At 69.3% G+C, this 11,753-nt stretch carries 13 protein-coding genes; 6 read left to right on the plus strand and 7 right to left on the minus strand.

Annotated elements, in window-relative coordinates; genetic code table 11:
• Window positions 1-83: 83 nt before the first annotated feature.
• Window positions 84-437, minus strand: a complete 354-nt coding sequence (locus tag ABZ319_RS38315; RefSeq protein ID WP_354991493.1) for a nuclear transport factor 2 family protein — start codon at window positions 435-437, stop codon at window positions 84-86.
• Window positions 438-499: 62 nt separating this feature from the next.
• Here ABZ319_RS38315 and ABZ319_RS38320 point away from each other — a divergent pair, with 62 nt between their 5' ends.
• Window positions 500-1,474 (plus strand): WYL domain-containing protein, encoded by a 975-nt coding sequence (locus tag ABZ319_RS38320; RefSeq protein ID WP_354991494.1) that lies wholly within the window; start codon window positions 500-502, stop codon window positions 1,472-1,474.
• A 195-nt stretch (window positions 1,475-1,669) separates the two neighbouring features.
• Here ABZ319_RS38320 and ABZ319_RS38325 read toward each other — a convergent pair whose 3' ends face one another.
• The 5 genes from ABZ319_RS38325 to ABZ319_RS38345 are packed head-to-tail and all read right to left on the minus strand — an operon-like array spanning window position 1,670 to window position 6,190.
• On the minus strand, window positions 1,670-2,674 hold the full coding sequence (locus ABZ319_RS38325; RefSeq protein ID WP_354991495.1) for an ABC transporter substrate-binding protein: 1,005 nt from the start codon (window positions 2,672-2,674) through the stop codon (window positions 1,670-1,672).
• Between the two features lie 18 nt (window positions 2,675-2,692).
• Window positions 2,693-3,034, minus strand: coding sequence for a 4Fe-4S dicluster domain-containing protein (locus ABZ319_RS38330; protein WP_354991496.1), 342 nt, complete (start codon window positions 3,032-3,034; stop codon window positions 2,693-2,695).
• Window positions 3,031-4,623: an FAD-binding protein gene (locus tag ABZ319_RS38335; protein WP_354991497.1), complete on the minus strand. Its 1,593-nt coding sequence runs from the start codon at window positions 4,621-4,623 to the stop codon at window positions 3,031-3,033. Before ABZ319_RS38335 ends, ABZ319_RS38330 begins: the two co-directional genes overlap by 4 nt.
• Window positions 4,620-5,348, minus strand: coding sequence for an ABC transporter ATP-binding protein (locus ABZ319_RS38340; RefSeq protein ID WP_354991498.1), 729 nt, complete (start codon window positions 5,346-5,348; stop codon window positions 4,620-4,622). The genes ABZ319_RS38335 and ABZ319_RS38340 overlap by 4 nt, the downstream gene beginning before the upstream one ends.
• Window positions 5,348-6,190: an ABC transporter permease gene (locus ABZ319_RS38345; RefSeq protein ID WP_354991499.1), complete on the minus strand. Its 843-nt coding sequence runs from the start codon at window positions 6,188-6,190 to the stop codon at window positions 5,348-5,350. Before ABZ319_RS38345 ends, ABZ319_RS38340 begins: the two co-directional genes overlap by 1 nt.
• A gap of 174 nt (window positions 6,191-6,364) precedes the next feature.
• Between ABZ319_RS38345 and ABZ319_RS38350 the strand changes: the two genes are divergently transcribed.
• Entirely contained in the window at window positions 6,365-8,107 is a 1,743-nt protein-coding gene (locus ABZ319_RS38350) for an amidohydrolase family protein (RefSeq protein WP_354991500.1), read from the plus strand.
• Window positions 8,104-8,739 carry a TetR family transcriptional regulator gene (locus ABZ319_RS38355; RefSeq protein WP_354991501.1) on the plus strand — a complete coding sequence of 212 codons (636 nt, stop codon included), beginning with the start codon at window positions 8,104-8,106 and terminating at the stop codon, window positions 8,737-8,739. The genes ABZ319_RS38350 and ABZ319_RS38355 overlap by 4 nt, the downstream gene beginning before the upstream one ends.
• Here ABZ319_RS38355 and ABZ319_RS38360 read toward each other — a convergent pair.
• Window positions 8,734-9,435: a GAF and ANTAR domain-containing protein gene (locus tag ABZ319_RS38360; protein WP_354991502.1), complete on the minus strand. Its 702-nt coding sequence runs from the start codon at window positions 9,433-9,435 to the stop codon at window positions 8,734-8,736. The two genes, ABZ319_RS38355 and ABZ319_RS38360, sit on opposite strands and share 6 nt — an antisense overlap.
• A 505-nt stretch (window positions 9,436-9,940) precedes the next feature.
• On the opposite strand from ABZ319_RS38360, the gene ABZ319_RS38365 reads away from it, so the two are divergent.
• From ABZ319_RS38365 to ABZ319_RS38375, 3 genes are all read left to right on the plus strand, one after another.
• The gene (locus tag ABZ319_RS38365; RefSeq protein WP_354991503.1) at window positions 9,941-10,381 is read left to right on the plus strand and encodes a response regulator; all 441 of its coding nucleotides are present in this window, start codon (window positions 9,941-9,943) and stop codon (window positions 10,379-10,381) included.
• A 122-nt stretch (window positions 10,382-10,503) separates the two neighbouring features.
• A complete protein-coding gene (locus tag ABZ319_RS38370) occupies window positions 10,504-10,848 on the plus strand; it encodes a hypothetical protein (RefSeq protein ID WP_354991504.1) in 345 nt (114 codons plus the stop codon).
• A gap of 153 nt (window positions 10,849-11,001) precedes the next feature.
• The coding region (locus ABZ319_RS38375) for a hypothetical protein (protein WP_354991505.1) at window positions 11,002-11,753 on the plus strand (752 nt) is incomplete at its 3' end.

Consider the following 11,753-nt stretch of genomic DNA (forward strand, 5'->3'; position numbering starts at 1 on the left):
TGGGGGGGGGGGGGGGGCGCGCCTGTTTGGGGGCCGGGGGCCGGGGGGGGGGCGCGGCCCCGCCCCCCCCCACCGCCGCCGGATCACGGCAGCAGCACCGGCTGGTCCACGGCGTAGCGCCAGGTGCCGTCGGGCTGGCGGCGCGCGATCTCGACGGCGATCTCACCGGTGGTGAGGGTGGTCGCGGTCAGCGCCACGTCTTCGCTGACCAGGGTCGGATGCTGCCGCCCCGGGACCAGCACCGGTGCGTGCGCGACGAATCCCTCGTACACCTTGCGGATCTCGGCGTGGCCGGTGGCGACGCTGCCGGGCGGGAAGGCCAGGACGGCGGTGGGCTCGTACAGGGCGACGAGGGCGTCGACGTCGCCCGCGTTGGCGAGCTGGACGAAGAGGTCGGCGAGTTCGTGGGGGTGGTTTGCGATCTTGTTCTCGGTCATGAGAACAACCCTGTCAGCCAATCACGACATCTTGTGTCGTGTATTTGTGACAAGATTTTTTCATGCGTGCGGATCGTCTGGTGTCGCTGGTGCTGCTGCTGCGCCGGCACGGCCGCATGTCCGCGCCCGCGCTCGCCCGGGAGCTCGAGGTCTCCACGCGCACGGTGCTGCGCGATATCGAGGCGCTCTCGGCGGCGGGCGTGCCGGTCTACGCCGAACGCGGGCGGCTCGGCGGGTTCGCACTGCTGCCCGGCTTCCAGACCGAACTGACCGGACTCAATCACGATGAGGCCCTGGCGCTGCTGGTGGCCGGATCACGCCGTGGCGCACAGGCTTTCGGCCTCGCCTCACCGCTGGCCTCGGCCATGCGCAAGGTTGTGGACGCGCTGCCGGAGAGCTATCGGATCACCGCGTCCGGGGCGGCGGAACGGCTGCTGATCGACCCGGAGGTCGATCTGTTCTCGCGCACGACCGGTGGGCAGGAACTGCCCGATCCCATCGCGACCGCGGTGCGGCGCGCGGTGCTGGCCGGGCACCGGCTGCGCATCCACTACACCGCGCTGGACCGGCAGACGAGCTGGCGCACGGTGGACCCGATCGGCCTGGTCACGGTGCGCGGCAACGGGTATCTGCTGGCCATGCGGTCCGGCGCCGAACGGACCTACCGGCTCTCGCGCATCCTGGACGCCGAGGAGCTCGACGAACCCGCGCAACGGCCGGAGCAGGTCGATCTGGATCGCATGTGGCGCGAGCACGGCGTCAAATTCCGCACCGGCGGCGACCAGGTGACGGTCGAGGTCCGGGTCGACCCGGTGCGGCGCGAGGAGCTCGTGGGCACGGTGCTGGCCGTGCTCGCGGAAGCGACCGAGCCGGACGGCCGGCTGCGCATGACCGTCACGTTCCAGGATCCCCGGCACGCGGAATGGGCGGTGTGGCAGTTGGGCACCCACGGGGAAGCACTGACCCCGGCCTGGTTGCGGGCCACCCTGCGCGAGCGCGCGGCGGCGCTGACCACGCTGTACGCCGACCCGCCATAGAACCCGGCCCGCGCTCCCGCAGCGGCGAATTGGCCGACACCATGGCCCGGCGCTCCAGGAGGCACGCCGGTAGGTCACCCGACTCCTCCCGCGTCGCGGTACGAGCACCGTGACGCTGTTCGGGGGCGGCATCGCGTGTGCACGATGCCGCCCCCGAACTCGGCTGGGATCCCAGCGGGCGTCGATACCCGGGTCTCAGCCCTTCTTGGTCTGCTCCGGCCGGTAGAACCACTGCTGGAGGTCGAAGTCCTCACGAATCTTCTTCTGCTCCACCAGGAACTGCTTGGTACCGGTGAGCAGGGTGATCCCCCGCTCGGAGAAGACGTCCTCGGGGAAGTAATCACGCTGGGCCGCCGCGCGAACCACCGCCTCGGGCAGCTTCGACTGCGCGACTTCGTAGTTCACGTACTCGTCCCAGTGATCCTGGGCGTACTTGTTCGCTTCGGACAGCACCTTTTGCCACGTGCCGCCGAAGTCGGGGTTGGTGTCCAGGAACGGCTGGCTGCTCACCGAGGAGCTGGTGCCCGCCAGCGTGGGGTGATTGTCCCGAATCGAGTCGACCTGATGAAAGCCCTTGGCCAGGAACGCCCGCAGGTAGGAGTTCGGGTTGGTGTCCGGCAGCGCGACGGCGTCGATCTCGCCGCTGGTCAGCGGTGCCTCGGCATCGGTGGACAGCAGGTGGATGAGTTGGGCCGCCTCGACGCCCTCGGCCTTCAACGCGCCCTGCAGGTAGCGGTCGATGTACGAGCCGGACTGCACGCCGACCTTCCTGCCCGCCAGGTCCTTCAGCGTCCGGATGGCCGGATTCTTGGCGACCACGCCGGCGTTGTAGCCGACCGCGGCGATGGCCAGCAGCCGCGTCTGCAGACCGCTGCCCTTGGCCACCAATGCCGGGGTGTCGCCGTAGGTGGCCACGTCGAGCCGGCCGCCGACCAGCGCCTGGTTGAGGTCCGGCCCGTTGGGGAAGCTGAAGACCTCGATCTTCTCCGCGCCCAGGGGCGCGAGCGCGGGCAGCAGCGCGCCGCGCTGGTGTGCGAAGCCGAGCGGGCCGGTGAGCACGTTGCCGCTGCCGATGACGCCGATGCGCAGGGTTTCGATCTTGGTTCGGGTCGCCGATCCGTCGTCGCCGGACGAGCAGGCCGACACGACCAGCGCGAGCGCGGCGAGGGCGGCGGGCAGAACGCGTTTGAGCTTGAACATGAAAAGCTTTCGGGGAGATCAGAGTTCGGAGAGGCGCGGGGGTGGCGCACCGTGCGGCAGGCGGGGGCCGACCGCGATGAGGCTGCCGGGCTTGCGGCCCCGGCCCCAGCCGATTTCCTTGCGGTAGCGGCCGATGTGGTCCTGCGGGATCAGGGTGGGATCCGGCAGCGCAGTCACGTTCGGATCGACGTAGAGCGCGTCGGCGGGGCAGTACGCCTCGCACATGAAGCAGGTCTGGCAGTCCGACTGGCGGGCGATGAGCGGGATGCCGCTCTCGGTCCGGTCGAACACGTTCGTCGGGCAGACGTCGACGCATTTGTCGCAGGCGATGCAGTCGTCCGCGCGTACCAGTTCGATCATGAGGCCACCGCCAGTCCGGTATTGGCGGTGGCGGTGGTCGCGGTCCACACGCTGTCGAGTCCGCCGGAGACAATGTGATGGTGCTGGCCCGGATCCAGGTCGGGATGATCCGCGCGCTTGCTCATGCCGCGAGTTTCCTTGCGCGCCAGCGTCGATTCGTACATGAGCCGCCCGACCGCGGTGATGGCCGCGGCCTGCCGGTTGCGGACGCGCTCGTCGCCGGTGGTCCCGGACAGCCCGCGCGCCCGCTCCCAGACACCGTCCAGGGCCTGCAGGGCCGGGCGAATGCGGTCGCCGTGGCGCAGGTAGTTCTTCTCGAAGGGGATCAGCTCCCGCTGGGCGGCGGCCACCACCTCGTCGGCGGTGACCTGCTCCCCCGCGTCCGGGTGCAGCCCGGTGCGGCCCGCGCCGGTGAGCGCGGCGTGATCGGGACGCGTTCCCGCGAGCGCGAATCCGGCCGCGCCCCGGCCCGCCCAGCTGCCCGAGGACATGGCCCACGCCGAATTGTGGCTGCCGCCGCCGGTGAAGCCGCCGCAGATGCGTTCGCGGGTGGCCGCGTCGCCGGCCGCGTACAGGCCCGGCACCGAGGTCGCGCACTGCTCGTCGACGACATCGATGCCGCCGGTGCCGCGAACCGTACCCTCGGCGAGCAGATCCACCTCGAACCGGTCGGTGAAGGGGTTGATACCGCGCCGGTCGAACTGCAGGAAGAAGTTGGGCTGACCGACCCGCATCTGCTCCTGCACGGTGGCGTCGGCGCGGTCGAGCTGCGCGAACACCTTCTCCGACAGCAGGGTTCGAGCGATCACCGAGCGGCCCTTGGTCGAGCCCGCGCCCTCGAGGACGTCACCGTTCTCGTGGAAGAAGGTGGCGTAACCGTAGTAGGCGGTCTTGGTGACGGTGGAGCCCTTGGGCACGATGGCGTACGCGTTGGAGAACTCCATGCCCGAGAACCGCGCGCCGACCTCGGCCGCCATGAGCGCGCCGTCGCCGGTGTTCACGTTCGTGCCCAGCGCCCGGGACAGGAAGGCGCAGCCGCCGGTGGCCAGCACCACCGCACCCGCCGCGATGCGGTAGTCACGGTCGAGTTGGCGCTGATAGCCCGCCGCGCCGCGAACCACGCCGTCGGCGTCGACCAGCAACTCCAAAGCCGGTGAGTGGTCCAGGATTTCGACGTCGAGGCGCTTGAGCCAGGCGCGCATGCGCCGCATGTACTCGGGTCCCTGCACGCCCGTGCGCACCGGTTCGCCGGTGTTCGGATCGGCGGGGAACGGGTAGCGGCCCTCGACCGCGAGGCGGTTCATGTTCGTGTAGGTCTGATCCAGGACCCGGTCCATCCAGTAGTGGTCGGCCAGGTGCCCGCCCAGGGCCTCGCGGCTGGCCTTGGCGTTGGCGCGGGCGGTGGCCTCGGGGGCCACGTACCAGACGCCGGTGCCCGAAGGCGCTGTGGCGCCGCTGGTTCCGGTGTAGCCCTTGTCGACCAGGATCACCTGCGCCCCGGCTTCGCGGGCGTGGATCGCGGCCCAGCAGGCGGCGGGGCCGCCGCCGATCACCAGGACGTCGGTGCTGCGCTGCCATGTGTCGGTCATAGGTCCGCTCCTGTCGGTGCATCGGGGTTGACGCCGAGCGCGAGGAGCAGCCGGCGGCGTAGTGCGGAGAATTCGGGGTGCACCACCGAGCGCGGGCGCGCCACGGTGATGTCGAAGGCTTCGGCGATGACGCCGTCGCGCAGCACGAGGGCGCGATCGGCCAGCAGGAGCGCCTCTTCCACGTCGTGGGTGACCAGCAGCACCGCCTGCCGGTGCTGGGTCCACAGGCGAGCCACCAGGGCCTGGGCCTTGAGCCGGGTCAGGGCGTCGAGCGCGCCGAAGGGCTCGTCGAGCAGCAGCAGTTCGGGGTTGCGGACCAGGGCGCGGGCCAGCGCGACCCGCTGGGCTTCACCGCCGGACAGCGTCGAGGGCCAGACATCGGCCTTGGCGGCGAGCCCGACCTCCTCGAGCGCGGCCAGCGCCTGCCCCTTCGAGCCGCGGTCCACGCCCAGGGTTACGTTGCGCCACACGTTCATCCACGGAATGAGCCGGTGCTCCTGGAAGACGATGGCCTTGGTCCTGGGCGCTTCGAACACCCCGCTGAAACCGCGATCGAGGCCGCCGAGCCCGCGCAGCAGGGTGCTCTTGCCCGATCCGCTCGCGCCCAGCAGGGCCACGAATTCACCCGGGGCGATGTCGAGGTCCACATCGCGCAGGACGCTGCGCCCGGCGAAACTGCGCGCCGCGCCGCGAATGCGGACGCCCGCGCCGGTGCTCGTGGTCATCACTGTCCTTCGAATCCGGTGCGCCAGGCCAGGAATCGGCGTTCCAGCAGGCGCACGAACGTATCGGTGAGCAGGCCGAGCACCGCGTAGATGACCAGCACCAGGAAGATCTGGTCGGTGCGCAGGAACTCCTTGGCGTCGTTCATCAGGAAGCCGAGCCCGACGGGGGTGGTCTGCATCTCCGCGACCACCAGGGTGAGCCAGCCGATGCCGAGCGCCTGGCGCAGGCCGACCAGGATCTGCGGCAGCGCCCCCGGGAGGATGATCTTGGTGGTCAGCTCGAATCGATTGAGGCCCAGCGATTCCGCGGCCTCCACCAGGCGGCGGTCCACCCCGCGAATGCCGGCGAGCACGTTCAGGTAGATCGGAAACACCGGCGCGACGATGATCAGCGCGATCTTGAACGGATCCCCGATGCCGAACCAGATGATGAACACCGGAACCAGCGCCAGGGTCGGCAGCATGCGCAGCGCCTGCAAAGGTCCGTTGACGAGATCCTCGGCGGCGCGGAACAATCCGGCCGCCGCGCCCAGCACCAGGCCGATCGAGATGCCGATGCTCAGGCCGATGGCGACCCGCTGCGAGGAGGCCGCCAGGTGCCGCCACAGCTCGCCGGTGCGGATCAGCTCCCAGCCGGCCTCGATCACCTCCGAGGGCGCGGGTGTCGTGGGACCGAGCCAGCCCCGCGCGCCCAGCTGCCACAGCACCAGGACCAGCACCAACCCGGAGGCCTTGCGCGCCGAACCGATCACGCGGCGGAGCCGGGTCCCCGATTCCTTGGTGTCGACCTCGACGAGAGCCGGGGAGACGGCCGGCGCGACGGGCGCCAATTGCAGTGTCATGGACGGTGTCCTCACCCGAGAAGAAGTGTGCGGACACCGTAAGTCCGAGGGACGGGCCGATCGAATGGTTGCGCTCAGCCCGATCCTGAATCCCTGTCGGCTCGTGCACCCTGCCCAAAGCGCTTTGTTCTTTTGCGTATTGACAGTTAGTAACCGATCGGTTGCAATGTTCGTGTGACCTACGACACGATCATCAAAGGCGCCCGGTGGTTCGACGGCACCGGCGCGCCCTCCGCCCTTCGCCACCTCGGACTGCGCGGGGATCGCGTCGCGGCGGTCTCGGCCGAACCGCTCGACGAGACCGGCTGCCCGCACGTCGTCGACGCCGCCGGCAAGTGGGTGGTGCCCGGAATGATCGACATACATACGCATTACGACGTGGAGGTGCTGCAGGCCCCCGCGCTGGCGGAGTCGGTGCGGCACGGGATCACCACGATCATGCTCGGGTCGTGTTCGCTCTCGACGGTGCACGTGGAGGCCACCGACGCCGGCGATCTGTTCGGGCGGGTGGAGGCGATTCCGCGTCAGCACGTGATCGAGGCGGTCGAGCAGAAGACCTGGCGCACCGCGCACGAGTACGTCGAGGCTCTCGAAGAGTTGCCCTTGGGGCCGAATGTGGCTGCCATGCTGGGACATTCGGATGTGCGCACCGCGCTGATGGGCCTGGACCGCGCCACCCGCAAGCGCGTGCGGCCCACTGCCGCCGAACAGGCCGCCATGGAGGGCGCGCTGTGTGAGGCGCTGGACGCCGGCTTCGTGGGGATGTCGGCCCAGCAGCTGTTGTTCGACAGGCTCGACGGCGATGTGGCCCGGTCGCGCACGCTGCCCTCGACCTACGCGCGGGCCAAGGAACGGCGGCGGCTCAATCGCATTCTGCGACAGCGTGATCGGGTTCTGCAGGCGGGGCCGGACATCGCCTCGCCGCGCAGCATCGCCGCCATGACGCTGAGCACGCTGGGTTTGTTCCGGCCCCGGCTCAAGACCACCCTGCTGTCCGCGGCCGACCTCAAGGCCAATCCCTACCTGGTGTACATCATGGGGCCGCTGGCGCGGCTGCTGAACGCGCTGGGCGGGGACTTCCGCTGGCAGCATCTGCCGGTGCCGTTCGAGGTGTACGCCGACGGCATCGACCTGGTGATCTTCGAGGAGTTCGGGGCGGGCGCGGCCGCGCTGCACCTGGCCGATCAGGTCGAGCGCAACGCGCTGTTGCGCGACGAGACGTACCGGCGGCGCTTCCGCAAAGAGTACGACGCCAAATTCGGTATGCGCGTGTGGCATCGGGACTTCTTCGACGCCGAGATCGTGGAATGCCCGGACGCCGCGGTCATCGGCAAGACTTTCGGGCAGGTGGGCCTGGACCGCGGCGGCCTGCACCCGGTCGACGCCTTCCTGGACCTGGTCGTGGAGTACGGCACCAAACTGCGCTGGCGCACCACGATCTCCAATCACCGGCCCGAGATCCTGGACCGCTACAGCGCGGATCCCGGTGTGCAGCTCGGCTTCTCGGACGCGGGCGCGCACCTGCGCAACATGGCCTTCTACAACTTCGGGCTGCGGTTCCTGCACCGGATCCATCGCGCGGAACAGGCGGGGCGCCCGATCATCTCGCTCGAGCGCGCGGTACACCGCATGACCGGCGAGCTCGCGGACTGGTACGGCATCGACGCGGGCCGCCTGCGCGAGGGCGATCGCGCGGATCTGATCGTCATCGATCCCGAGCACCTCGACGCGAGCCTGGACGCCTACGCCGAGGACGTCATTCCCGCGTATGACAATCTGTCCCGCATGGTCAATCGCAACGACGCCACCGTCTCGGCGGTCTTCATCGGCGGCGAATTCGTGTTCGGCGACGGCGTCGCGGCGCCGGTGCTGGGCAAACACCGCACCGGCCGGTTCCTGCGGGCGGGAGGCCGATGACGGCGACGATCGGACGCCGCACCCAGGCCGAGCGCAGCGCGGCCACCGTCGCCGCGCTGGTCGAGGCGACCATCGAGGCCATCGGCGAGGTCGGGTATCACGGAGCTTCGCTGGGTGAGATCAGCAAGCGCGCCGGGATTTCCAAGGGTGCGATCTTCCGGCACTTCGACTCTCGCACCGATCTCGTCGTGGCCGCGGCGAACGAGGTGCGGCACCGGCACATTCGCAGTGCGGCCGAGGTGATCCGGCCCGAGAACCGCACCGGGCCCATCGATCTGGTGGAGCTCATGATGCGGGTGCGCGGGCAGATCCGGCATCGGACCAACGCGGTGTGGTTCGAACTGCTGGTCGCCGCGCGTACCGAAGCCGATCTGCGCGAACGCCTCGAGCCGGTGGCACGGGCGCTGCTCGCCGAGGTCGAGGAGCTGGCGGTGGCCGCGCTCTCGCCCGCGCTGCCCGCGGATATGGCCCGGTTGCTGGCCACCTCGCTGATTCACATGTTCGACGGGGAGGCCATCTTCCGATCCACCTATCCGCGGCCAGAGCTCGAAGAGTCGCGCATCACGCACATCGCCGGCGCCTTCGACCGGCTGAGCGGCGCGACCGAGCCGGTCAGCGGATCCGGCTCATAACCGCAGGCCCGCGTCCACGATGGCCGCCGCTACCGCGTGCAGGCGCAACTGGTTCTGGCGCGCGTAGCGGCGGATGGTTTCGAATGCCTCGTCGGTGGTGATGCGGTGGGTGGTGGCGATGACGCCCTTGGCCTGTTCGATCACCACGCGGGATTTGAGCGCGTGCTGCAGCTGCTCCATCAGTTGCTGCTGCTGCCGGCGTTTGTCCGCGTTGACGACATAGCCCGTGGCGATGTCGGCCAGCACGCGAGCCGCTTCGAGCTCGGCCGGCTTCCATTCCCGCTGGGTGACGTCGTACAGATTGACCACACCGACCGGTTCGCCCAGATGCATGGGGATTCCGGCCGCAGACACGATCTTGTGTTCGGCGGCGACGGCCGTGTAGTCCGGCCATCTCTCGGCGTGCTCGGCGAGGTCGGTGACGGGGAACGGCAGGCCCGAGTCGAAGGCCCCCATGCACGGGCCCTGCTGGGTGGCTTCCTGGCAGCGCTCGATCGCGGCGATGGCCTCGTTGGGCGCGGTCACGAAGCGCAGTTGCCCGTCGGTGTAGAGCGAGACGCCCGCGCCGGCGAGATCGAGCACCGTCGCCACGCCGTCGACCAGTTCGTCGAGCGCCGTGGGCACGTCGTACTCGGTGGGTAACAGGCGCGCGAAACGAGCCAGCACCTTCAGCAGCGCTTCACTGTCATAGGACATACCAACCTCCCGTGCGTCGTTGTCCTGTCCTTTCGCACTACCCCGCACGGTCGCCACGACACGGTGCCCCGCCCCGCTCCGGACGTGACGGACGTCCCGTCGGCCGTTGAACACGGCCTTTCCGATTGCGCCGGGCTATCATCTGTTCCGAACCGAAAGTGGCTGCCGGCCAGTATGTTCGGTTCATCCCTTTTCCACCCCAGACCCCGGTGGCAACGGTTCGTATCCGACCCCTGGGAAGGCATCGGCAGACGCGCGTAATGAACATCACCGTTCCAGGAGACACCCGCGCGGCGACTCGCCGACGCCGGGGTTCCGTCTCTAGCTCTGCCGTTCCAGCATTCGCCGCGACGGCCCGCGTCCGTGGGTCGCCGGGCCGCTGCGCGCTCGCCCCGCCCGGATTTCCGCCGGGCCGGGGTCGCCGTCGTGGCCGCGTACAGCATGTCCTCGCACCCCCACGACCCCCGCCGTCCGCCGGGGACCCCTCACAGTCCAGGAGCGCTCTGTGCACCTTCTCGGCCACCCCATCACCGTCCTGCTCGTGGAAGACGATCCCGGGGACGAGATGATGACGCTCGAGGCCCTCGGCGAGAACGAGGCGCACAACACCGTCTTCGTGGCCCGAGACGGCCTGGAGGCCCTGAACTTCCTCTTCCGGGAGCCACCCCACGCCGGTGCTCCCCGCCCCGACCTGATCCTGCTGGACCTGAACCTCCCGAAATACAACGGCCGCCAAATCCTGGAACGCGTCAAGTCCGACCCCGACCTCTGCACCATCCCCGTGGTGGTCCTGACCACCTCCGCCTCGGAGGAAGACGTCCTGAGCAGCTACCGCCTCCACGCGAACGCCTACGTGACGAAACCCGTGGACCTCCCCCACTTCCTGGAAGCCATAAAACAAATAGACGACTTCTTCGTCCGCACCGCCCGCCTCCCCACCCTCTGACCCGCAGCGCAAAACTGTTCCGCGCCAGCGGTATTCGCCGAATATGCAGGCCGCGCTTTGGTCCGGTGGCGCGGTCTGCTGGGATAGTTCGGGTGGGGGGTTGACGGAAGGGTGTGGTTGGGATGGGTGCGGAGCCGGTTAGTTGGGAGCATTTGAAGTCCCGGGAGCCCGGGGAGGGTGAGCGGGCGGCCTTGCGGGCCAAGTTGGTGGAGCGGGCGCTTGCGGTGCGGGAGCGGGGGTGGGAGGCGTTCCGGGGTGAGTGGACACCGGGGGAAATCGCGGACGTCGCCTATCTGTTGGGGGATGGTGCGGTGCTCGAAGAAGTGGAAGAGCACGAGGGGTCCGTGTTGACTCGGTACGCGGGCAACCTTTACGGATTCAACGGGGCGCGTAAGGACATCGCCGCGGGGTTGGTCGGAACACAGAAGTGGTTCGCCGACACCCGGGCGGAACTGGGTGACCGCTGAGGTCAGCGGCGGTTTCCGGGATTTAGCCGGAATATAGCGGATTGCGATCAGACTGACCGCAAACGCTTACTTTTTCCTCGACTCGAGTTGCCATGTGTGTGCTGTCCGAGAAGTTGGAGCACACCAGCACCGCATCGATCGAGGGAAAACGTCATGGGTCACAATTCGTACCGGTTTGCTGCGGGCATCGCCGCGCTGGGGCTGACGGTACTGGCCGCGCCGCCCGCGCAGGCCGATCCCGCACCGCTCAACGGTTTGTTCGCCCTCGCACCCGGGGTGTGCGCGAACGGTGCGGTGACCGGCAGCTTCTTCCGCATGATCCTGCCCACCGGCGACGCGAGCGGCCCCTACCTGCAGAACAGCGACTCGCGGTGCAGCGACCAGACGGTCACCCCGCTGTCCGCGGGCAGCGACGGCGGGCTCGTCAGCGGCGGCTACCAGCCCCAGCCCGCCGCGGCGTTCGACCCCGCGGGCAACGCGGTCTCGGGCCGGGTCACCACGCCCGTGCGGTTCTACGGCGTCGACTTCGCCACCGCCACCAACCCCACCGATCCGCAGACCGGCACGGGCGCGGCCCTGCCCCAGCTGTTCAGCGACGGTGGCCGGCTCACCGGTGACCTGAGCAGCCTCGGCGTCACCTGGAACAACCAGGTCTTCAACCAGGGTTCGCCCAAGCCCGGCGGCGGCCTGCCCGGCAAGACCAGCCCGATCAACGGAAGCATCGACGCGGCAGGCAATTTCGTCATCGAGTGGACCAGCCAGATCGTGGGCGGGCCGTTCAACAACTTCACCGGCCTGTGGCATCTGGCCGGGCAGTACCGCGGCGCCCTGCCCCAGGACCCGGGGCCTGGATCAATTGTCCGAGCTGCTCGGCTCTTTCGAGCGCACCGGACTGCGGGTCGAGC

The sequence above is a fragment of the Nocardia sp. NPDC005978 genome, assembly GCF_040614455.1.
In the GTDB taxonomy this organism is placed as follows: Bacteria; Actinomycetota; Actinomycetes; order Mycobacteriales; family Mycobacteriaceae; genus Nocardia.

Bases quoted from the DNA above. Each gene is read 5' to 3' on its own strand.
- ABZ319_RS38345 (WP_354991499.1), bottom strand. From the start codon at position 6,190: ATGACACTGCAATTGGCGCCCGTCGCGCCGGCCGTCTCCCCGGCTCTC.
- ABZ319_RS38330 (WP_354991496.1), bottom strand. From the start codon at position 3,034: ATGATCGAACTGGTACGCGCGGACGACTGCATCGCCTGCGACAAATGC.
- ABZ319_RS38360 (WP_354991502.1), bottom strand. From the start codon at position 9,435: ATGTCCTATGACAGTGAAGCGCTGCTGAAGGTGCTGGCTCGTTTCGCG.
- ABZ319_RS38370 (WP_354991504.1), top strand. From the start codon at position 10,504: ATGGGTGCGGAGCCGGTTAGTTGGGAGCATTTGAAGTCCCGGGAGCCC.
- ABZ319_RS38355 (WP_354991501.1), top strand. From the start codon at position 8,104: ATGACGGCGACGATCGGACGCCGCACCCAGGCCGAGCGCAGCGCGGCC.
- ABZ319_RS38340 (WP_354991498.1), bottom strand. From the start codon at position 5,348: ATGACCACGAGCACCGGCGCGGGCGTCCGCATTCGCGGCGCGGCGCGC.
- ABZ319_RS38335 (WP_354991497.1), bottom strand. From the start codon at position 4,623: ATGACCGACACATGGCAGCGCAGCACCGACGTCCTGGTGATCGGCGGC.
- ABZ319_RS38325 (WP_354991495.1), bottom strand. From the start codon at position 2,674: ATGTTCAAGCTCAAACGCGTTCTGCCCGCCGCCCTCGCCGCGCTCGCG.
- ABZ319_RS38315 (WP_354991493.1), bottom strand. From the start codon at position 437: ATGACCGAGAACAAGATCGCAAACCACCCCCACGAACTCGCCGACCTC.
- ABZ319_RS38320 (WP_354991494.1), top strand. From the start codon at position 500: ATGCGTGCGGATCGTCTGGTGTCGCTGGTGCTGCTGCTGCGCCGGCAC.